Raw genomic sequence first — 20,954 nt, 5'->3', positions numbered from 1 at the left:
TGTTACCGCTCGACTTGCATGTGTTAAGCCTGCCGCCAGCGTTCAATCTGAGCCATGATCAAACTCTTCAGTTTAAAAAAGTTTGCTCAAACTCGTGAATCACGTCTGACTTTTACTATATCCTTCAACCCAAAGATTAAAGAACGTAAAGCGAATTGACATGGTCACTTGTTTAAGACTTCAAAGTTTTTGAGAAGTCTCCAGCAAGCGCCCACACAAATTATCTGATTATCTATTTTAAAGAGCGTCTGACGCGGTGTGCTTCGTTGTTGTGAAGCGTTGTCCGTGTCAGTGGGTGCGTATAATACGCATCAGAATTTTCAGCGCAAGCACTTTTTAAAATAATTTTAAAAAAGTTGCGATTCTTACGATGAAACCGAAAAACTGATTATTTATCGATCAAAACCAAGCAAAAAACGATCAAAAACAAACAAGCAACACTTCTTAGACATCTATTAAGACTCAACTAGAGCCCGTAAAAGCAAAAGCCCACTACTTATTAAGTAGTGGGCTTTATAGCTCAGCACATCTAAGTTATTAACCGCCTACGTAACTTAACATTACACCGGCAGCTACCGCAGAGCCAATTACTCCAGCAACGTTTGGACCCATTGCATGCATCAACAAAAAGTTCTGTTTATTTGCTTCAAGGCCAACTTTATTCGCAACACGTGCAGCCATCGGCACAGCTGATACGCCAGCCGCCCCGATAAGAGGGTTGATTGCCGTTGAAGAAAACTTATTCATTAGCTTAGCCATCAAGACACCTGCCGCTGTACCGATGGAGAAAGCGATCAGACCTAACGACAAAATCCCCAGAGTTTCGATATTCAAAAATGCTTCAGCACTCAACTTAGAACCCACGCCCAAACCAAGGAAAATGGTTACAATGTTGATCAGTGCATTCTGAGCAGTATCACTTAGACGATCAACTACACCACACTCACGCATCAAGTTACCAAAACAAAACATACCTAGCAGAGGTGCTGCAGAAGGTAAGAACATTGCAACCAAGATCGTTACAACAATCGGGAAAACAATCTTTTCCCCCTTGGTAACGTGTCGAAGCTGTTCCATTTTAATAGATCGCTCTTCAACAGAAGTCAGTGCACGCATGATAGGTGGTTGAATCAGAGGCACCAAAGCCATGTATGAGTATGCTGCAACAGCTATAGCACCTAACAGCTCAGGCGCTAGACGGCTAGCAACGAAGATAGCGGTAGGACCATCCGCGCCACCGATGATACCAATCGCAGCGGCATCCGCTAAAGTGAAGTCCATAATGCCTGAAGCACCTAATAGTACCGCACCGATTACTGTCGCAAAGATACCAAACTGTGCAGCCGCACCAAGCAATAAGGTTTTTGGGTTCGCCAACATCGGACCAAAGTCCGTCATCGCCCCCACTCCCATAAAGATTAGCAACGGAAACAATCCTGTCTCGATACCACCATGGTAAATGTAGTACTGCAGACCACCAGGCGACACCATATGCCCTGCCGCATCATAGACCGGAGCAGCCATAAAACCCGCACCAGGGATATTAACAAGCACTGCACCGATACCGATGGGCAATAACAATAAAGGCTCAAAACCTTTCTTGATTGCAAGAAACACCAGCAGAAGGCCAACCGCCATCATAATGGCTTGCCCTAATTCCAGCTGATAAATTCCTGTATCGTGATACAGGTTAAGTAGTTTATGTTCCATTCTCTATCGACCTATCACATTGCCAATAGGGCTTGACCGACTTGAACGGCATCACCCTCTTTTACGTAAACGGCAGAAACGGTGCCAGCTTTTGGCGCAGAAATCTCTGTTTCCATTTTCATTGCTTCCATGATCATGACAGTATCGCCTTCAGCAACCTGTTGGCCTGGAGCAACCAAGACTTTAAAGATATTACCAGCAAGTGGCGCAGGAACATCTTCACCAGTTCCAGCTGACGTAACAGGCGCACTAGCTTGTGGCGCAGCAGAAACAGGCTGAATATTGCTAACATCACCGCCCTCAGACACTTGCACAACAAAACTCTGACCAGAAACATTTACGGTGTATACCGCTGGGCCATCTTTAGAAACGGCTTTAGGTGATGCGATAGGCGCAGCATCCTCTACAGTTGGAGCTGGCTCAAATGCCGACGCATCACCACGATTTTGCAGGAATTTCAAACCGATCTGCGGGAACAAAGCGTACGTCAGCACATCATCAATTTCATCGGATGCCAGCTTAATGCCCTTCTCTTTTGCTAGATCAGACAGCTCAGATGAAAGCTTATCCATCTCAGGTTCTAGCAAATCCGCAGGTCGACAAGTAATCGCTTCGGCACCATCTAGCACACGGGCTTGTAATTCTTTATTGAACTCAGCTGGGGCGGCACCGTATTCACCTTTAAGAACCCCCGCCGTTTCTTTAGAAATAGACTTGTAACGTTCTCCCGTCAGAACGTTCAGTACTGCTTGAGTACCGACGATTTGAGAGGTTGGAGTCACCAGAGGAATTAGGCCTAAGTCCTCACGTACGCGTGGAATTTCTTCCAGAACTTGATCAAATTTGTCAGATGCACCCTGCTCGCGCAGCTGGCTTTCCATGTTGGTTAACATCCCTCCTGGCACTTGTGCAATTAGGATACGAGAATCTGTACCTCGAAGAGAGCCTTCAAACTTCGCATACTTCTTACGAACGGTACGGAAGTAGGCAGCAATTTCTTCAAGTTTTGCCAAATCTAAACCAGTATCACGATCTGTACCTTGAAGTGCTGCAACAACAGACTCTGTTGCCGAGTGACCGTAGGTCATCGACATAGAAGAAATCGCAGTATCAACACGATCCACACCCGCTTCAACGGCTTTTAGAATGGTCATATCAGATAGACCAGAGGTCGCGTGCGCGTGCAACTGAACTTCCAACTGAGTCTGATCTTTCAGCTTACCAACCAATTCAAACGCATCATATGGCGTCAAAATGCCCGACATATCCTTAATAGCAATGGAATCAGCTCCCATATCTTCTAGGGTTTTCGCGTAATCAATCCAGTTTTGTAGCGTATGCACACGACTCTTAGTGTATGAGATCGTGCCTTGAGCGTGCTTACCTTCAGCCTTGACCGCTTTAATGGCGGTTTCAAGGTTACGCGGATCGTTCATCGCATCAAAAATACGGAATACGTCGACACCATTTTTCGCAGCTCGTTCAACGAATTTAGTTACCACATCGTCTGCATAGTGACGGTAACCTAGAAGGTTTTGACCACGCAGCAACATTTGCTGCGGCGTATTTGGCATCGCCTTCTTTAATTCGCGAATGCGGTCCCACGGATCTTCGCCAATAAAACGAATACAAGCGTCAAAGGTCGCGCCGCCCCATGACTCTAATGACCAAAAACCAACTTGATCCAATTTTTCCGCAATAGGCAGCATGTCATCAATGCGCATACGCGTCGCAAATAAAGATTGATGCGCATCTCTTAATACGACATCCGTGATACCAAGTGGTTGTTTACTGTTAGACATATTGTGGCCTCTAATCGTTTCAAATGAGAATTAACGGTTACGATGTTGATGAATGGCTGCCGTAATAGCCGCAGCTATTTTAGGGTCGGTTGCAGAAGCTCCGGAAGTAGCAGCGCTTGGAGCCATAGCAGGCTTCTTCGCTACAGGAGCAGCTTCAGGAAAATATCGATTAATAAGTTTCGACATAAACCCGGTTGCCACAATCAATAGACATAGGAAGACAAATACAAATCCCATGCCTAGCAACATTAAGCCAAAGCCATCGTTTATTAAGTTATTCATAGCACTTTCCATTAAAATCTGAATAATTCAGGGCGCGGTTATCCGTACTCCACAAATGCTGTGATGCACAATAATTCCCCAATATGCATTATTTTGTATCACAAAGCATATAGTTTTCATATTTTTTTGCTTGGATGTTGACAACGTGAACATGCTAAATTGCGCCACTGCTAATCTATCACCATCGAATATCATACTGGCGGTGGCTCCAATGGAAGGTGTCATGGATCATACTATGAGGACACTTCTATCGCGTATCGGAGGAATGGACTACCTCGTTTCAGAATTCGTTCGAGTTACGCAGCGCAGTGTTCCAGCGCATTCCTTAAAGCGCCTAGTACCCGAGTTAAGCCATCAAGCACAAACTCCTCACGGGCACCCTGTTCACCTACAACTTCTGGGCTCCAATATCGAAACCATGGCGCAAACAGCCTATGAAGCCAGTGAGGCAGGCGCTACCCACGTCGACCTGAACTTTGGCTGCCCCGCGAAACGCGTTAATGGTCATGGTGGTGGCTCTTTTCTTCTACAAGACCCAAAAACGCTCTACGCAGTCGTGCACGCTGTTCGCGCAGCGCTGCCTAAACACATTCCACTGTCAGCAAAAATGCGTTTAGGTTATCTGGATGAAGAGTTATTTTTTGAAAATTTGGATGCGATTGAACAAGCTGGTGCCAGCACTTTGACTATTCACGGTCGCACTAAGAAAGATGGCTATGGGCCAGCCGCTCGCTGGGAAAAAATAGGGGAAGCGTCTAAACGCTCAAACATGACAATTATCGCTAATGGTGACATCCAAGATCGCGAGTCATTGGCACGCTGCATGAGCATCACGGGCTGCTCACATTTTATGATTGGCCGCGGCAGCCTAAGTAATCCATTTATCTTCCGAGAGCTTAAAGGCGGCCCGCAAGGCACTTTAGAAGAGCTGTTCTCGCTCATTAACAGCTACATTGATGAGCTGCTAGAACATTATGACAACTTTGCAACCCTAGGCCGAATTAAACAATGGAGTGCCCACCTACGCCAAAACTGGCCGGTGATTGCAGATAATCTACGAGTGATTCGTAGCACACAGCATACGGATGAGCTAAAAGCACTCATGCAATCGATACAAAGTTGAGACTAAGAGATTGGGGATAAACTAAACGAGGGGCAATGAAGAATTAAATGGCGCATCCGAGAGGATTCGAACCTCTGACCGCTCGGTTCGTAGCCGAGTACTCTATCCAGCTGAGCTACGGATGCACATTTAAAACATGGCGGAGAGTGAGGGATTCGAACCCTCGATGAGTTTCACCCCATACTCCCTTAGCAGGGGAGCGCCTTCGGCCACTCGGCCAACTCTCCGTCGATGTGTTGCGTATTATGAATACTCATCATCACAAACGCAACCCAAAAAATGGTAAGATTTTCAAAAATCTTAATAAAAACAATCAGTAGAGATCTAAAAACTAAAGAAGTGAAACCACCAACCAAGACCAAGCTAAATGATTACTTATGTAGTATAAAGTAGATGTGTGATTTTAGAACTTACTTAGAAGGGTAAGTAATGGCGCATCCGAGAGGATTCGAACCTCTGACCGCTCGGTTCGTAGCCGAGTACTCTATCCAGCTGAGCTACGGATGCGTAACTACTTTTTTTGACTTTTAGATGGCGCATCCGAGAGGATTCGAACCTCTGACCGCTCGGTTCGTAGCCGAGTACTCTATCCAGCTGAGCTACGGATGCACAGCACATTTAAAATGGCGGAGAGTGAGGGATTCGAACCCTCGATGAGTTTCACCCCATACTCCCTTAGCAGGGGAGCGCCTTCGGCCACTCGGCCAACTCTCCGTAACAAGTGCGGCGTATTATAGAGACCCCATTTGTTATGTAAAGCCTTTTTTCAAAAAAATTTTAATCTTCTGAATTTTGGTCGTCTTGCTCTTTCTGGATGCGAAGATAAATTTCTTCACGATGCACTGATACATCTTTTGGTGCATTGATACCAATACGTACTTGGTTACCTTTAACACCTAGTACCGTTACTGATACTTCATCACCAACCATTAGAGTTTCACCAACGCGACGAGTTAAAATAAGCATTACACTTCTCCTTAAATATCCTTGTGAGATGTCAGAAACCCCTGACTACGTTTGTAGGGATTTCCTTACAAGATGAATTGTAGCCGCTCTCTTAACTCGAATCTATACAACTTAACAGTGAACTTGTATCAAAGTGTTAAGCTTCGCTAACACCTGAATTCGGTTCGTTAAGTTTAAATGCCGAGTGTAATGAACGTACGGCTAATTCCATATACTTCTCATCAATTATGACAGACACCTTAATCTCAGATGTGGAGATAAGTTGAATATTAATTGACTCTGCCGCTAATGCCTTAAACATATTCGTTGCGACACCAGCATGGGAGCGCATACCCACACCTACAATCGACACTTTAGCAATCTTATCGTCTGATAAAATTTCTTTAGCATTTAACTCTTGCGCCACAATTTCTAGCACTTTTAATGCTTTCTCGTAGTCATTACGATGCACTGTAAACGTAAAGTCAGTGGTGCCATCCATCGATACGTTTTGAACGATCATATCGACTTCTATATTGGCATCACTAATAGGGCCCAAAATCTTTGAAGCCACCCCAGGCACATCAGGCACTCCTTTGAGCGTTAACTTTGCTTCATCTCGGTTAAATGCAATACCAGAAACCGCTGGCTGTTCCATAGAAATCTCTCCATCAGTAGTAATTAGCGTACCCTCTCCTTCCACAAAGCTAGAAAGCACACGCAATGGAACTTGATACTTGCCGGCAAATTCGACAGAACGGATCTGCAAAACCTTAGAGCCTAGGCTTGCCATTTCAAGCATCTCTTCAAAAGTGATTTTGTCAAGACGACGGGCAGTGTCAACAACTCGCGGATCGGTCGTATAAACGCCGTCTACATCAGTATAAATCTGACATTCGTCGGCTTTGAGAGCTGCCGCTAAGGCCACGCCTGTGGTATCAGAACCACCACGACCAAGCGTGGTAATATTGCCGTGCTCGTCAGCACCTTGGAAACCTGCCACGACAAGCACTTTACCTTGCTCCAAGTCTGTTCGCATCGACTCGGTAGCAATATCCTGAATACGCGCCTTGCCATGCGCACTGTCTGTGGTGATACGTACTTGGCTGCCGGTATACGATTTAGCCTGTAAACCGCGCTTCATCAGCGCCATACTCAACAAAGCAATGGTTACTTGCTCGCCAGTGGACAGAAGAACGTCCATTTCACGGGCATCAGGAGTGGCCTGAATACTTTTCGCCAATTCGATTAAACGATTGGTCTCGCCACTCATGGCCGACACCACCACGACGATGTCGTCTCCTTGTTGTTTGTGCTTCAAGACACGATCGGCTACCGCTTCGATACGCTCAACTGAGCCGACCGAGGTGCCGCCATATTTTTGAACTAACAATGCCATATTACGTCATCCTAAATAAAAAGCGCCCCAGGGGGGCGCGTATTACTTAACTATACTCGTTCCTTGACCCAATCAGGAACAACCGCCAGCACCTCTGCCACACCTTCAGGTTTGCTGCCACCTGCTTGTGCCATGTCTGGACGACCACCACCACGACCATCCACATACGGAGCCGCCATTTTGATGAGGTCCCCAGCTTTTACTTTAGACGTTAGCTCTTTAGTGACGCCTGCAATCAAGCTGACTTTACCGTCATTCACCGCTGCTAACATAATAACGGCTGACTCAAGCTTACTCTTAAGCTCGTCCAGTAGATCACGCAACCCTTTCGGATCATCAATTTCAACTTGCGCGACTAAAAGCTTACCGCCGTTGATGTCTTCTGCTTGAGAAGCCAAGTCTGCACCCGCTTGCGCCGCCAATTTAGACTTCAGCTGGTCGATTTCTTTCTGCAGTGCACGCGCTTGATCGTTTAGGGCAACCACTTTATCCAAAGCCGCTTCTTTGCTTGCCTTGAACAAACCGGCAATTTTCGATAATGATGCATCCGTTTGACGTGTCACATCAATCGCAGCTTTTCCTGTTACAGCTTCGATACGACGAACGCCCGCTGCGATACCGCTTTCCTGAACAATCTTAAACAGACCAATATCACCCGTGCGTTTCACGTGCGTACCACCACACAATTCGATGGAGTACTCAGAGCCCATGGTCAATACACGAACCTCAGCTTCGTATTTTTCACCGAACAATGCGTGCGCACCTTTCGCTTTTGCTGATTCGACATCCATGATTTCCGTCACCGTTTCGTGGTTTAGACGAATCTGTTCGTTAACCATATCTTCGACTTGCTCAAGTTCAGCTGGTGTCATGCCTTCAAAATGAGAGAAGTCAAAACGTAGACGTTCTGGATCATTTAAAGAACCTTTTTGCAGTACGTGATCACCAAGCACACGACGCAGCGCTTCATGTAGCAAGTGTGTTGCAGAGTGGTTCAGAGCCGTAGCATTACGAAGTGATTTATCTACTTCTGTTGTCACTACGTCACCTACTTTCAAAGCACCTTCGCGCACTTCTACATGGTGTAAGTGCACTTTGCCTTGTTTGGTCGTGTTGCTAACTTTGACCGCTGCAGGACCACGGAACCAACCTTGGTCACCGACCTGACCACCTGACTCAGCGTAGAATGGCGTTTCCGCTAGAATGACTAAACCTTTCTGACCCGCTTGAAGCGCATCAACAGATTCACCGTCTAGCAAAATTTGCTCAACGGCACTTTGACCTTCTAGATGCTTATAACCGGTGAACTCAGTTTTGCCATCAACACTGACTGAACCTGACATATCCATGCTGAAATTGCTGGCAGAACGCGCACGCGCACGTTGTTCATCCATCGCTGATTCAAAACCTGCCTCGTCGATTTCAAGGCCTGCTTCACGCGCTACGTCATTAGTTAAATCTGCTGGGAAGCCGTAGGTGTCGTACAGTTTGAAGATGGTCTCACCTGGGATGGTTTTACTATCGCCTAGGTTAGAAATAGCTTCCTCAAGGATACGCATACCTTGGTCTAGTGTTTTCGCGAATTGCTCTTCTTCTTTTAGCAAAATAGAAGCAACTCGGTCAGCCAACTTACTTAGCTCAGGGTAAGCTTCACCCATTTCAGCATCCAGTGCTGCCACTAATTTGTGGAAGAACGGCTGCTTCTGACCAAGCTTGTTACCGTGACGAACCGCACGACGAATAATACGACGCAACACGTAGCCACGACCTTCGTTAGACGGTACAACACCATCCACGATCATGAAGGAACATGAACGAATGTGGTCAGCGATAACTCGCAGCGATTGAGAAGACAAATCTTCTGTACCTACCGCTGCTGCAGCCGCTTTAATTAGATTTTGGAACAGGTCAATTTCGTAGTTAGAGTGAACGCCCTGCAAAATGGCAGAAATACGCTCAAGCCCCATACCTGTGTCTACGGAAGGCTTAGGCAAGTTCGCCATCGTACCATCTGCAGAACGGTTGTATTGCATAAATACAACGTTCCAGATTTCGATGAAGCGGTCACCATCTTCTTCTGGAGAGCCTGGAGGCCCGCCCCAAATATGTTCGCCGTGATCGTAGAAAACTTCCGTACATGGACCACAAGGACCCGTATCGCCCATCGCCCAGAAGTTATCGGATGCGTAACGTGCGCCCTTGTTATCGCCGATACGAATAATCTTTTCAGCAGGTACACCAATTTTATCTTTCCAGATATTGTACGCTTCATCGTCTTCCGCGTAGACCGTTACCAAAAGTTTGTCTTTTGGTAAGCCTAGGACGCCTGTTAGGAATTCCCAAGCGTAGGCAATCGCATCGTCTTTGAAGTAGTCGCCAAAGCTGAAGTTACCTAACATCTCAAAAAATGTATGGTGACGCGCCGTGTAGCCCACGTTTTCAAGGTCGTTATGTTTACCACCGGCACGCACACAACGCTGCGACGTCGCCGCACGAGTGTATGGACGCTGATCGGCACCTAGGAATACATCTTTAAATTGCACCATGCCCGCATTGGTGAACAACAAGGTCGGGTCATTACCTGGAACCAAGGAGCTTGATTCCACGATCTGGTGCTGTTTGCTTTCGAAGAAAGACAAAAAGGCTTGGCGTAACTCAGAACTCTTCATAATTGGATGAGACTCTATCTCTAAAAATATCTGGCGAATTAAACAGCACTACCGCCTTAACGATAAGGCCAATTCAGTGCGTTAGAAAGGTAGAAAATAGTACACGCAAACGACGTAGTTGATCAAAACCTAAAAATTGAATTTCGTTACTTTTTGATCAAAAAAGAGGATTTAGTGGCCTGTGAAGGCCACTAATAAAAGGCTTAACACAATATTATAGAGAGCTTTCGTCGTCTCGATAGACAATTTTAGGACGCGATGTCATGCGGGTTACCAACTCATAGCCGATGGTATTCGCCCAATACGCCACCTTTTCAACGGATACCCCCGCCCCCCATAGCACCACATCATCCCCGATTGCTAATCCTTGCGCGGATTCAGAAGACAACTTCGCTGTAATCATATCCATCGACACACGTCCAGCCAGCTCCGCTGCTTGTCCATTGATCAACATTGGCGTGCCATGATCGGCAGCACGCGGATAGCCATCACCATAGCCCACGGCAATGGTTGCCAATTGATGATCTTGCTCAGCTTGGTATGACAGGCCATAGCCAACCTTGTCGCCCTCTGCCACATTGCGCACCGAGATTACTTTCGAGGTCAATGTCATAGCAGGTTTTAAACCTAGATCTACACCGCTCACCTCAGCAAAAGGCGAAATACCATAGAGCATGATGCCCGGGCGAATCCAGCCACCTTCTGGCACACTCCATTTCATGATAGCTGCCGAGTTGGCGACACTGGCTTCAATCCCACCAATTAACTGACGCGCTTGTTCGAAATAAGTCAGTTGCTTCATGGTCGTTAAATCCGCTAGATCATCAGCGCAAGCAAAGTGTGTCATCAACAAGACCTCACCCACTAAACCTGATTCCCTTAACGTCTGAACATATTGCGCCGCAACTTCCTTACTGACACCCAAACGGTGCATCCCAGTATCCAGTTTCACGAACACTTTTTCGATTGGCTTTCCTAACGCCAACAGGCTTTCCAGCTGGAGAGGATTTTCCAGAGCCGTCCAGAAATTATGCTCAACACAGAGTTCCCACTCGGCTGCCTCAAACACACCTTCCAACAGCATGATCGGTGCTTCGATTCCGGCTTCGCGAAGCTCGATCGCCTCTTCAATTGAGGCAACAGCAAAAGCATCAGCATCGCCTTCAAGATATTGTGCAACGCGCACGGCACCGTGACCGTAAGCATTGCTTTTTACGACAGCAAAAGCCTTACATGTTGGATGCAGTTGCTTTGCATAACGATAATTGGACAGGATCGCCTCTAAATCGACGGTCGCTGTAAGTGGCCTTGACATCTCTGCCCCTTAGTTTGCGTAACGTTTTACAGCTAAGCTTGACGAATCAATCGCCGTTACTTCGCCTGCCATGATATCAGCAATTACGGCTGCGGAGCCGCAACTCATAGTCCATCCCAAAGTACCATGACCAGTATTGAGATATAGACCTTTAATGGGTGTTTCACCAATAATTGGAGTGCCATCTGGTGTCATTGGACGTAACCCAGTCCAATACTCAGCTTCAGCAAGATCAGCCCCCTGCGGGAACACATCGCTGACCACGTGAGTAATGGTGTCGGTACGCGCTTTGGGTAAGTCTAAGTTATAGCCTGCTAGTTCTGCCGTACCCGCAGCGCGGATACGATTACCAAGGCGAGTGACCGCTACTTTATAGGTTTCGTCCATAATGGTCGATGTTGGCGCAAACTGAGCGTCGCTAATAGGCACCGTCAAAGAGTAGCCTTTGACAGGATAAATCGGCACATCTAAACCAATCGCCTTCAGCATTTCTTTTGAGTAGCTACCCAAACATACTAGCAACTGTTCACAGTCGATGTTCCCTTCAGAAGTCGCAACCGTTTGGATTTTTCCCTGCTCAACCACTAGCTTCGTGATCTGGGTATTAAACTTGAAGGTTACCCCTAAGTCTTCACACTGTTTTTTCAGTGCATTACAGAACATGAAACAATCACCCGTTTCATCACCGGTTAAGCGCAAACCACCTTTAAACTTATCAATAACAGGTGCTAACCCCGGCTCAACTTTTAATATCTCTGTAGGACTCAATACTTCGTGCGCCACGCCCAAAGATTTCAGTACCTTGATGTCCTTCTCAGAACTTTCGACCTGAGCGTCACTACGGAACAACTGTAAAGTGCCGCCTTGCCCATCGTCATACTGAATACCGATCTCTTTACGCAGATCGATAAAGCAGTCGCGGCTGTACTCTGCTAGCGCCATCATACGCGATTTATTGATGTTGTATTTGGAGGCCGTGCAGTTGCGCAACATTTTCGACATCCATGCTACTTTTTTGAGCTCTAATTCTGGACTGATCTTTAGTGGCGCGTACTTCTCAAACAGCCATTTAACAGCCTTCAATGGTACACCTGGTGCAGCCCAAGGCGCAGAGTAACCTGGTGAAACTTGGCCAGCATTGGCAAAGCTCGCCTCCATTGCGACGTCAGCTTGACGATCCACCACGGTGACTTGCATTCCTTTCTTAGCCAAATAATAAGCTGATGTCAGACCGATAACGCCCGCGCCCAAAATACAAACTTTCATAGCAAACCTCTACAGAAGAATTATTCGCTATTTTTACAAAACATATAAAAAATATCTAACCATATAATTAGCACTTTAAAGAATATTATTCTTAAAATATGAATATTTATAGAATTTAATATAAATTAAATATTCAATCATTTTAGCTATAATCATTTTCATTTTATCTAGGACTTATCATGTCGCAGCAAGACGCAAAGAACTACGCATTATGGTTACTCGGTGCCCGCGAACACTCCACCAAAGAGCTACAACAAAAGCTGTCTCGCAAAGGCTTTGAGCAGGACAGTATTGATACCGCCATTCACTATCTAATGGAATTGAACTATCTAAGTGATGAGCGCTATGCGGAGGCTTTTAGCCGAAGTAAAGCCGCCAAACCATTGGGAAAACAACGCATTCTTAATGAGCTGCGTATGAAAGGGATTCAAGAGCAGATGGCAAAGCAGGCAGTTAATTCATTGGAAGTGGACTGGTTTGAGTTGGCTCTGGAATTAAAGCAACGCAAGTTTGGCTTTGCGGTTGAGCAGGATTTTAAGGCTCGTGCAAAACAAACTCGATACCTGCTCTATCGTGGCTTTAGTTTTGATGAAGTGAAATACGCGACAGAATGGTCTCTAGAGGATTAAGTCTGAATTAGTGCAGATTAAGACATCAAAGAATTCAGATAACGCTCCTCCATGTTGACATAGTTGATTTGTATGGTTTCAATTTTTAAGTCAAGTTCTTTAATCTTTTGCTGCAGCGCCTGTATTTCCTGACTGTCTTCGCTCGAACTCGATAGCTCTGCCAGTAAACGTATTTTCTCTTCCTCAAGCTCACTGTTCACTTCACGCAAATTACGCAACTCATCCAGCTCTTGATCTGACAAATCTAATGGCTCCGCTGATTTATGCTCCAGACGTGCTAACAATCGCTCATGCTCAATTTTCTCTTTTTCTAAGTCGCGCTCTAGCACATTTACATACAATTCAGACTCTTGCACTAACTGCTGTAGGGTGGCCAACTTCTCACTTTGCTGCTCTTCAAACTGAGAAAACTCAGGTCGAAAGGGCACCTGATCCATAAAATCGACAATAGCATTGACTGAGCTTTGCTCTCGTGCCAAAGCTGCCTGAACTTGCATCTTTGCTTCCCCACCCTTGGCACGTAATTTCGCGTCTTTGATCTTAAGCTCTTCATCACGCTTACGCACATCCACGCTCAAGTTGTACTTGATCGTTTGCAGGCTGTCGAGCTTCTGCTCCAACGCTTTGATAACTCGATTACTTTCTAACAAGCTTTTCTCAACGCGCGCAAAAGCAATATCATATTCAGCAATATGCCCCCGCTGACCATCATTTTCATTGCGCAAAGTTTTTAACCGAGCTTTAAGCTCGGCGATCACTTGACTACGATAGTCCGCTAGATCCTGCAGCTCATCGACCTTCTCATCCAACTCACTTTTCATTGTCGTAAGAAAGCCCACCGTTGAGGCACTGCCTAAAAACTCAGACAAGACACTCATGTAATCTTCGTCATGCTCGCTTTTAGCATCAATCTTATGCTTTAAACTTTCGGCAAATTCAAACAAACAGGCCAACTCAGCACGCACCTCCGCCAACTCTTTGTCGAGCGCTACTTCTTCTTGCAGCTTTTCTTGTAGTTGATCGAGCTTTAAATTGAGATGAGCGGTGATGTTCATCTGTTCGAACACGGTTTCACCGGTTTTTTGGGCGACTTTATTGAGTTGTTTTAACAGTTGATTACTAACCGTCAATTGCTTGAGCAAGTCATCAATTTCTTGAGCGTGCTTTAATAACTCGATTACAAATTCGAACTTGTCGAGGTAATCTTCAAATTTTGCATCCTCTTGCTCTAATAGGATTCGCTCGACATCCAAGAAGCTGCTCCAGCAACGTAGTGCTAAATCATCACTCCCAGTGGCACGCTGATGTTCCAGCAACTCATCACAAATAGCTTGCTGCTTATTCAGTAAGGCCAGCCAATGCTCTTTCTCTAATATCCGCTGCTCGTCTAGCCTCTCACTACTATCCGCCTCATCAAGAGGACTTTCTTCCTTCTGATTTAACTTACGTTTAGCAAGAACGTACCAAACGGCACTTGCCACGAGCAGCAAGGCCGATATACCTAAGGCACTAACAAGCATCCAAAACAAGTTCATGTGACATCCCTAGACTCTATGCGTTTGCCTTTAGAATAGTGGTTTAAAAAAATAGACACCATAGGGCTTACTATTTTTAACAGTTGAAGTACTTACTGTCGTACTTCAACTACCTATGCCTAGGCATACTTATTACCAGAAAATAACCGCGATAACAGTGAGCATAGCAATACAAGCAATATTTAAGATAAAGCCTATGCGCATCATCTCACTCTGCTTGATATACCCCGAAGCAAAGACGATAGCATTCGGTGGGGTCGCCACTGGCAACATAAAGGCACAGGACGCAGAGATAGCAATCAATACCGCCAGAATCACTGGCGACACGCCAAAGGCTTCCGCCAAGCCACTGAAGACAGGAATTAATAACGCAGCACTGGCCGTATTGCTGGCAAATTCCGTTAAAAACACCACGAACGCGGCAATCACCAAGATCACCAGCACGATATTCAGATCAGCAATCATGGCACTCAGCTCATTGGCTAGGAACATACTGGTACCGGTTTGTTTCAATACATTACTCAAACAAATACCACCACCGAATAGTAGCAATACGCCCCAGTCAGCGGTTTTCTCAACATCTTTCCATTTAGCGGCACCAGAAAAACACACCAATACAATCGCGCCTAGCGCAATAATGGTGTCAAAACTTTTAATACCGCCTAGCATGCTGTTAATTGGCTTGCTAAAAATCCACATCAAGACTGTCAATGAAAAGATCAGTAATGTCAGCACCTTACCTCGATTCCATTGCACTGGCTCAACAGCTAGATCAAAGTTGCCACGCAGATCGGGCTTAAACACCCAATACAGCAACGCCACCGCAACGGGCAACATAATCATAGAAACAGGTACACCAAACTTCATCCAGTCAGAGAAAGACAAACCGACTTGAGCGGCCGCAATCGCATTGGGTGGACTGCCTACTAGAGTGGCAATACCACCAATGCTGGCACTGTAAGCAATACCCAACAAAACAAACACATAAGTGCTGTGACCACGATCTTGATCGACCTTACTCAACACTCCTAACACCAATGGCAACATCATTGCTGCCGTTGCCGTATTACTAATCCACATAGACAGTAGCGCGGTGACACCAAACAACATAAACACTGCAAGGCTCATGCGACCACGGGCCATATGCAGCACTTTATCAGCAATAACTTTATCCAATCCTTGAACATGCATAGCGGCCGCCAACGCAAAACCGCCGAGGAAAAGAAAGATGGTGGAATTCGCAAAGTTATTCAATGCACCTTGTGTGTCATAAATACCGAACAGCACCGCCATAACCGGTACTAAGATCGCTGTAATCGTCACGTGTAGCGCTTCGGTTAGCCAAAGAATCGCGATAAAAGCCAACATGCTGATACCAAGAACAACATTAGGTTCAAACGGTAATGTGTTGTAGAGGATTGCAAACAGTAAGATGTCCGCAAAGACAATCAAACTCTTCGGACTAAAGAGCCATTTCTGGGGCGTATTTTGTACAGGTGGAGCATCATTTCGATTCATTCTTATATTTCCTTATCGAGGCAATCATCACGCACACCTCTCAGTAAGAGAGCCATGTAGAGAAGCATGGGCATGATAGTCCAAACTATTAGCGACCGTGCAATATGAGATAACGGAAAAATATGTCAGTTGCTCTACTGTTTTACTAAGAGACAATATCTTATGAGCCACCTAGGGCATAAGAATGATTTTTTTTACCTATTCGCTTCTATTCGGGCATAAAAAAAGCAGCCAGAAGGCTGCTTTTGAAACTTTTGTTTGGAATTTAGAAGTCCAGTTCTTCTTCACTCTCTAGCACATCGTCTGCATCAGACGTGCTAGCCGCTTCTTCAGAACGCTTCGTCTTAGTCAACAAAGCTTCACGAATCATGCCTTCGATTTCTTGCGCGATCGCAGGGTTATCCGCTAGGTATTGCGCAGCATTGGCTTTACCTTGACCGATCTTGTTACCACCGTAAGCATACCAAGCACCCGATTTATCAATGAAACCTTGTTTCACGCCTAGATCGATGATTTCGCCCATGCGGTAAATACCAGAGCCGTACATGATTTGGAATTCCGCCTGTTTAAATGGCGGTGCAATCTTGTTCTTCACCACTTTAACGCGAGTTTCGTTACCAATCACTTCATCGCCCTGCTTCACCGAACCGATACGACGAATGTCTAGACGAACCGAGCTGTAGAATTTCAGTGCGTTACCGCCAGTCGTCGTTTCAGGTGAACCAAACATCACACCGATCTTCATACGAATCTGGTTAATAAACACCACGAGACAGTTGGCGTGTTTAATCGAGCCAGTCAGCTTACGCATCGCTTGTGATAATAGTCGCGCTTGCACACCGACTGAAGAGTCACCCATTTCGCCTTCAATTTCAGACTTAGGTACAAGGGCTGCAACGGAGTCGACGATAACCACGTCAACACTGTTAGAGCGCACCAACATGTCACAGATTTCTAACGCTTGCTCACCCGTATCAGGCTGAGACACCAATAGTTCACCGATGTTAACACCTAGTTTCTCTGCGTAAGATGGATCTAAGGCGTGCTCCGCGTCGATAAAGGCACACGTTTTTCCTTGCTTTTGCGCTTCGGCAATCACGCTCAATGTCAACGTTGTTTTACCAGAAGATTCTGGACCGTAAATCTCACAGATACGACCGTATGGCAGACCACCCGCGCCCAAGGCAATGTCTAAGCCTAATGAACCCGTTGAAACCGTTTCAATGTCTAATTTCGCACCTTCACCCATCTTCATGATGGCGCCTTTACCAAATTGACGCTCGATTTGGGAAAGCGCAGCGTCTAACGCTTTTTTCTTGTTGTCTGCCGTGGTAGCCATATTTTAATCCTAAGTGGTATCCGTAGATTTAAACTGGGCTTAATGTAGCGCGTTTTAAAAATTCGCTCAAGAAAATACTGTATAAAAACACAGATTTTTATTTTGTCAGCTCTAGAATGCCCGCTAACGCACGAGCAACCGTTTCGCGTCGAACGGCACGTCGAGTCCCCTCAAACTGGCAACGCTCAATCACTGCAGGCTGACCTTTTATCTGCCAACCGATAAACACACAGCCCACAGGCTTAGTCACACTACCACCACTTGGGCCTGCCACCCCGCTCACGGCAACCGCCACATCACCGCCCAATGCCAGCGCACCAGCACACATCTGACGCACCGTAGCTTGGCTGACCGCGCCTTCTGTATTCAACGTCGTCTCTGATACCTCCAGAGCCGCCACTTTTGCCTCGTTGGCGTAGCTGATCACCCCACCATAAAACCACTCCGAACTGCCCGCCAATTCCGTGCAATAAGCACCAATTAAGCCACCGGTACAGGATTCCGCGGTGATTAACATTTGTTGGCGTTCGGACAAGCGGCGTGCCACTTGTTTCACCAAGTCTTTAAGGAATTTTTCTTGAACCATTTTGTTCCCTTAAATATCAATAAATTATGCCTTAGAATATCGGCCCTGTTTCATCCACACAACGTGAGCCTCACATGAGCCAATCAGACAAAGACAATCATACCCCCATGATGCGCCAATACTTTGGCCTTAAATCACAGCATCCCAATCAAATGCTGTTTTATCGCATGGGTGACTTTTATGAGCTGTTCTACGACGACGCCAAACGCGCTGCCGAACTGTTAGATATTACGCTTACGGCTCGCGGTCATTCCGGTGGTAAACCAATCCCGATGGCCGGCATCCCATTTCATGCGGCAGAAAACTACATTGCCCGCTTAGTTCGCATGGGAGAATCTGTGGTCATTGCCGAGCAAGTCGGTGATCCAGCGACCAGCAAAGGTCCGGTAGAGCGCCAAGTGGCACGTATTGTGACACCGGGCACCATCAGTGATGAAGCCTTCCTTGAGGAAAAACGTGAAAACTTACTGTTGTCTGTCGCTCACGTACAACGAAAAGGCCTTGACGTGTTTGGCTTTTCCTACTTAGACATGGCCAGCGGCCGTTTCTGTGTGTTTGAAGTGGATGGCCATGAAGCATTAGCGAGCGAATTACAGCGCTTATCACCAAAAGAGATTTTGCTATCAGAAGACTTCCCTGCCCGCGATATCATTACATTAGAACGTGGCGTCAGCGAATTGGGGCCTTGGCATTTTGATTACGAATCCAGCTACCGTCAGTTGATCCAACAATTCAACACCAAAGATCTGTCAGGCTTTGGCTGTGAAGCACTGACCGCAGCGATTGCCTCAGCAGGAGCTTTGCTACAGTACGCCAAAGATACTCAGCGCTCGGCGCTACCGCACATTCAATCCATTAGTGTCGAGCAGCGCGATGATTCGGTATTGATTGACGGTGCTACGCGCCGTAACTTAGAAATCGACCAAAACCTAAACGGCAGCACCAGCAATACGCTGATGAGCGTGATTGATAGCTGCGCTACGCCGATGGGCTCGCGCTTGCTGAAGCGCTGGTTGCACACACCGATTCGCAACCTTGATGAGATCCATGGACGCCAACAAGCAGTGCGCGATTTAATGGCTAACTTTGCCTTTGAAACCCTGCAAAGCACCATCAAAGCGGTGGGTGACATGGAACGAATTCTATCGCGTGTAGCGCTTCGTTCCGCCCGCCCTCGTGATTTAGTGCGCCTACGCATGGCACTGGAAACCATGCCTGAGCTGCGTCGTACTCTACGGGACATTCCGGACAACACCCGTTTGGCACAACTGCACGATCGCTTGGTCGAGCAACCTGAGCTGACCGATGAATTAGCACGTGCTCTCGTGGACAACCCACCAGCGGTAATTCGTGATGGCGGTATGATTGCAGAAGGTTACGATGACGAGCTAGATGAACTGATCTCTCTTTCTACCAATGCCACAGAATTCTTGGCTGAAATGGAACGCCGTGAGAAAGAGCGCACCGGGATTTCATCACTTAAAGTAGGCTACAACCGTGTGCACGGTTATTACATCGAGATTAGCCGTCTACATTCTGACTTAGCGCCAACAGAATACGTGCGTCGCCAAACTCTGAAAAACGCAGAGCGCTTTATCACTCCAGAGCTTAAAGAGTTTGAAGACAAAGCCCTCAGCGCCAAATCAAAAGCGCTCGCACGTGAGAAGCAACTCTATGAACAACTGCTAGATAAACTTAACGAGGTGCTTGGGCCACTTCAAACAGCCAGCCAAGCCGTAGCACAACTGGATGTCTTAGCGTGTTTTGCCGAGCGCGCTAATCGTTTAAGTTTCTGCTGCCCAGAGGTACACAATCGTGGCGGCATGTCGATCCAAGCGGGTCGTCACCCAGTTGTCGAAGCGGTCATTTCTGATCCGTTCATTCCAAACGACTTAGATCTTCATGAAGGTCGCAGCTTATTAATGATTACCGGCCCCAACATGGGCGGTAAATCCACCTACATGCGTCAAATCGCTATCATTACGCTGTTAGCGCATACCGGTAGTTTTGTCCCTGCTGAGTCTGCATCGATTTCTGTGGTCGATCGTATCTTTACTCGTATGGGCTCATCTGACGACTTAGCAGGTGGCCGTTCGACCTTTATGGTGGAAATGACAGAAACCGCCAATATCCTGAATAACGCCACCAAAGACAGCTTAGTGTTAATGGACGAAGTGGGCCGCGGCACCAGTACATTTGATGGTTTGTCATTGGCTTGGTCTGCGGTGGAATACCTTGCTAATGAATTGGGCAGCTATGTCTTGTTTGCTACCCACTACTTCGAACTGACCACGCTGGCAGAGCGCTTACCAAATGCTGCCAATGTACACTTAACCGCTACTGAATACGAAGACGAGATCGTCTTTATGCATCAAGTACACGATGGCCCGGCGAGTCAGTCCTACGGCTTACAAGTTGCGCAATTGGCCGGTGTACCACGTAGCGTAATTCTAGAGGCTCGCCAAAAGCTAGGCGAATTGGAGGGTGGACGTGTCGCACAACCGATCGCAACAGCCATTGAGCCGGTCAAAGCCGTGGTGGCGGAACCCTCACCTGCGCCAGCTCCTGTAGCCAAGAGCACCAGCAAAGCCACACCGATGCAAGCGGATATGTTTGCGCTAGATGCTGCCAGCCAATTAAAAGAGGCCATTGCAGCGCTTGATATAGACAACACCACACCGCTGGAAGCGCTTAATCTATTACATAAATTGAAAAGTGGTCTGTAGCTGCATAAGCTAATATCAGAAAATTTAGAGGGACAGCCAATTGTCCCTTGCCGCTTTACGGCCTATACCACTAAAATACTGGCAAAATTTTGAACTGATTCTAGGAGAAG

15 protein-coding genes, 5 tRNA genes and 1 rRNA gene are annotated in these 20,954 nt (G+C 46.6%); 3 read left to right on the top strand and 18 right to left on the bottom strand.

The window, feature by feature from the left end; all coding sequences use genetic code 11:
- The 4 genes from ASC49_RS15785 to ASC49_RS15770 form a co-directional block, all read right to left on the bottom strand.
- Nucleotides 1–74, bottom strand: a 16S ribosomal RNA gene (locus ASC49_RS15785); the annotation flags it as partial.
- Between the two features lie 463 nt (nucleotides 75–537).
- Nucleotides 538–1,710 (bottom strand): sodium ion-translocating decarboxylase subunit beta, encoded by a 1,173-nt coding sequence (locus ASC49_RS15780; protein WP_055464208.1) that lies wholly within the window; start codon nucleotides 1,708–1,710, stop codon nucleotides 538–540.
- A 14-nt stretch (nucleotides 1,711–1,724) separates the two neighbouring features.
- Entirely contained in the window at nucleotides 1,725–3,512 is a 1,788-nt protein-coding gene (gene oadA, locus ASC49_RS15775; protein ID WP_055464207.1) for a sodium-extruding oxaloacetate decarboxylase subunit alpha, read from the bottom strand.
- A gap of 30 nt (nucleotides 3,513–3,542) precedes the next feature.
- A complete protein-coding gene (locus tag ASC49_RS15770; RefSeq protein WP_055464206.1) occupies nucleotides 3,543–3,794 on the bottom strand; it encodes an OadG family protein in 252 nt (83 codons plus the stop codon).
- A gap of 151 nt (nucleotides 3,795–3,945) precedes the next feature.
- Between ASC49_RS15770 and ASC49_RS15765 the strand changes: the two genes are divergently transcribed.
- Nucleotides 3,946–4,917, top strand: a complete 972-nt coding sequence (locus ASC49_RS15765; protein WP_055464215.1) for a tRNA dihydrouridine synthase — start codon at nucleotides 3,946–3,948, stop codon at nucleotides 4,915–4,917.
- Nucleotides 4,918–4,965: 48 nt separating this feature from the next.
- Here ASC49_RS15765 and ASC49_RS15760 read toward each other — a convergent pair.
- The 10 genes from ASC49_RS15760 to ASC49_RS15715 form a co-directional block, all read right to left on the bottom strand.
- A tRNA-Arg gene (locus tag ASC49_RS15760) sits at nucleotides 4,966–5,042 on the bottom strand.
- 12 nt (nucleotides 5,043–5,054) lie between these two features.
- A tRNA-Ser gene (locus ASC49_RS15755) sits at nucleotides 5,055–5,144 on the bottom strand.
- A gap of 203 nt (nucleotides 5,145–5,347) precedes the next feature.
- Nucleotides 5,348–5,424: transfer RNA gene (locus ASC49_RS15750), tRNA-Arg, on the bottom strand.
- 25 nt (nucleotides 5,425–5,449) lie between these two features.
- A tRNA-Arg gene (locus tag ASC49_RS15745) sits at nucleotides 5,450–5,526 on the bottom strand.
- 15 nt (nucleotides 5,527–5,541) lie between these two features.
- Nucleotides 5,542–5,631 (bottom strand) — tRNA-Ser (locus ASC49_RS15740).
- A gap of 63 nt (nucleotides 5,632–5,694) precedes the next feature.
- Nucleotides 5,695–5,883 carry a carbon storage regulator CsrA gene (gene csrA, locus ASC49_RS15735; RefSeq protein WP_055464205.1) on the bottom strand — a complete coding sequence of 63 codons (189 nt, stop codon included), beginning with the start codon at nucleotides 5,881–5,883 and terminating at the stop codon, nucleotides 5,695–5,697.
- 136 nt (nucleotides 5,884–6,019) lie between these two features.
- Nucleotides 6,020–7,261 carry an aspartate kinase gene (locus tag ASC49_RS15730; RefSeq protein WP_055464204.1) on the bottom strand — a complete coding sequence of 414 codons (1,242 nt, stop codon included), beginning with the start codon at nucleotides 7,259–7,261 and terminating at the stop codon, nucleotides 6,020–6,022.
- Nucleotides 7,262–7,311: 50 nt separating this feature from the next.
- Nucleotides 7,312–9,930, bottom strand: coding sequence for an alanine--tRNA ligase (alaS, locus tag ASC49_RS15725; RefSeq protein ID WP_055464203.1), 2,619 nt, complete (start codon nucleotides 9,928–9,930; stop codon nucleotides 7,312–7,314).
- Nucleotides 9,931–10,144: 214 nt separating this feature from the next.
- The gene (gene alr / locus ASC49_RS15720; protein ID WP_055464202.1) at nucleotides 10,145–11,245 is read right to left on the bottom strand and encodes an alanine racemase; all 1,101 of its coding nucleotides are present in this window, start codon (nucleotides 11,243–11,245) and stop codon (nucleotides 10,145–10,147) included.
- Nucleotides 11,246–11,254: 9 nt separating this feature from the next.
- Nucleotides 11,255–12,511 (bottom strand): D-amino acid dehydrogenase, encoded by a 1,257-nt coding sequence (locus ASC49_RS15715; protein ID WP_055464201.1) that lies wholly within the window; start codon nucleotides 12,509–12,511, stop codon nucleotides 11,255–11,257.
- 179 nt (nucleotides 12,512–12,690) lie between these two features.
- Between ASC49_RS15715 and ASC49_RS15710 the strand changes: the two genes are divergently transcribed.
- Complete coding sequence (locus ASC49_RS15710; RefSeq protein WP_055464200.1) at nucleotides 12,691–13,140, top strand: regulatory protein RecX; 450 nt, start codon at nucleotides 12,691–12,693, stop codon at nucleotides 13,138–13,140.
- Nucleotides 13,141–13,157: 17 nt separating this feature from the next.
- On the opposite strand, the gene ASC49_RS15705 is transcribed toward ASC49_RS15710, so the two are convergent.
- The 4 genes from ASC49_RS15705 to ASC49_RS15690 all read right to left on the bottom strand — a co-directional run bounded on the left by ASC49_RS15705 (nucleotide 13,158) and on the right by ASC49_RS15690 (nucleotide 18,118).
- Entirely contained in the window at nucleotides 13,158–14,675 is a 1,518-nt protein-coding gene (locus tag ASC49_RS15705) for a coiled-coil domain-containing protein (RefSeq protein WP_055464199.1), read from the bottom strand.
- 132 nt (nucleotides 14,676–14,807) lie between these two features.
- Entirely contained in the window at nucleotides 14,808–16,193 is a 1,386-nt protein-coding gene (locus ASC49_RS15700) for an SLC13 family permease (RefSeq protein ID WP_055464198.1), read from the bottom strand.
- Nucleotides 16,194–16,458: 265 nt separating this feature from the next.
- Nucleotides 16,459–17,532 (bottom strand): recombinase RecA, encoded by a 1,074-nt coding sequence (gene recA / locus ASC49_RS15695; protein ID WP_055464197.1) that lies wholly within the window; start codon nucleotides 17,530–17,532, stop codon nucleotides 16,459–16,461.
- Nucleotides 17,533–17,629: 97 nt separating this feature from the next.
- On the bottom strand, nucleotides 17,630–18,118 hold the full coding sequence (locus ASC49_RS15690) for a CinA family protein (protein ID WP_055464196.1): 489 nt from the start codon (nucleotides 18,116–18,118) through the stop codon (nucleotides 17,630–17,632).
- A gap of 74 nt (nucleotides 18,119–18,192) precedes the next feature.
- On the opposite strand from ASC49_RS15690, the gene mutS reads away from it, so the two are divergent.
- The gene (gene mutS / locus ASC49_RS15685) at nucleotides 18,193–20,844 is read left to right on the top strand and encodes a DNA mismatch repair protein MutS (protein WP_055464195.1); all 2,652 of its coding nucleotides are present in this window, start codon (nucleotides 18,193–18,195) and stop codon (nucleotides 20,842–20,844) included.
- Nucleotides 20,845–20,954: the final 110 nt, after the last annotated feature.

It is taken from the genome of Marinomonas fungiae, from assembly GCF_001418205.1.
Taxonomy (GTDB): Bacteria; Pseudomonadota; Gammaproteobacteria; order Pseudomonadales; family Marinomonadaceae; genus Marinomonas; species Marinomonas fungiae.
This window is presented reverse-complemented; position numbering and strand designations above follow the sequence as displayed.

Excerpts from the sequence above, each read along its gene's own strand:
- ASC49_RS15780 (WP_055464208.1), bottom strand. The coding sequence starts at position 1,710 with ATGGAACATAAACTACTTAACCTGTATCACGATACAGGAATTTATCAG.
- oadA (WP_055464207.1), bottom strand. The coding sequence starts at position 3,512 with ATGTCTAACAGTAAACAACCACTTGGTATCACGGATGTCGTATTAAGA.
- ASC49_RS15770 (WP_055464206.1), bottom strand. The coding sequence starts at position 3,794 with ATGAATAACTTAATAAACGATGGCTTTGGCTTAATGTTGCTAGGCATG.
- ASC49_RS15765 (WP_055464215.1), top strand. The coding sequence starts at position 3,946 with ATGCTAAATTGCGCCACTGCTAATCTATCACCATCGAATATCATACTG.
- csrA (WP_055464205.1), bottom strand. The coding sequence starts at position 5,883 with ATGCTTATTTTAACTCGTCGCGTTGGTGAAACTCTAATGGTTGGTGAT.
- ASC49_RS15730 (WP_055464204.1), bottom strand. The coding sequence starts at position 7,261 with ATGGCATTGTTAGTTCAAAAATATGGCGGCACCTCGGTCGGCTCAGTT.
- alaS (WP_055464203.1), bottom strand. The coding sequence starts at position 9,930 with ATGAAGAGTTCTGAGTTACGCCAAGCCTTTTTGTCTTTCTTCGAAAGC.
- alr (WP_055464202.1), bottom strand. The coding sequence starts at position 11,245 with ATGTCAAGGCCACTTACAGCGACCGTCGATTTAGAGGCGATCCTGTCC.
- ASC49_RS15715 (WP_055464201.1), bottom strand. The coding sequence starts at position 12,511 with ATGAAAGTTTGTATTTTGGGCGCGGGCGTTATCGGTCTGACATCAGCT.
- ASC49_RS15710 (WP_055464200.1), top strand. The coding sequence starts at position 12,691 with ATGTCGCAGCAAGACGCAAAGAACTACGCATTATGGTTACTCGGTGCC.
- ASC49_RS15705 (WP_055464199.1), bottom strand. The coding sequence starts at position 14,675 with ATGAACTTGTTTTGGATGCTTGTTAGTGCCTTAGGTATATCGGCCTTG.
- ASC49_RS15700 (WP_055464198.1), bottom strand. The coding sequence starts at position 16,193 with ATGAATCGAAATGATGCTCCACCTGTACAAAATACGCCCCAGAAATGG.
- recA (WP_055464197.1), bottom strand. The coding sequence starts at position 17,532 with ATGGCTACCACGGCAGACAACAAGAAAAAAGCGTTAGACGCTGCGCTT.
- ASC49_RS15690 (WP_055464196.1), bottom strand. The coding sequence starts at position 18,118 with ATGGTTCAAGAAAAATTCCTTAAAGACTTGGTGAAACAAGTGGCACGC.
- mutS (WP_055464195.1), top strand. The coding sequence starts at position 18,193 with ATGAGCCAATCAGACAAAGACAATCATACCCCCATGATGCGCCAATAC.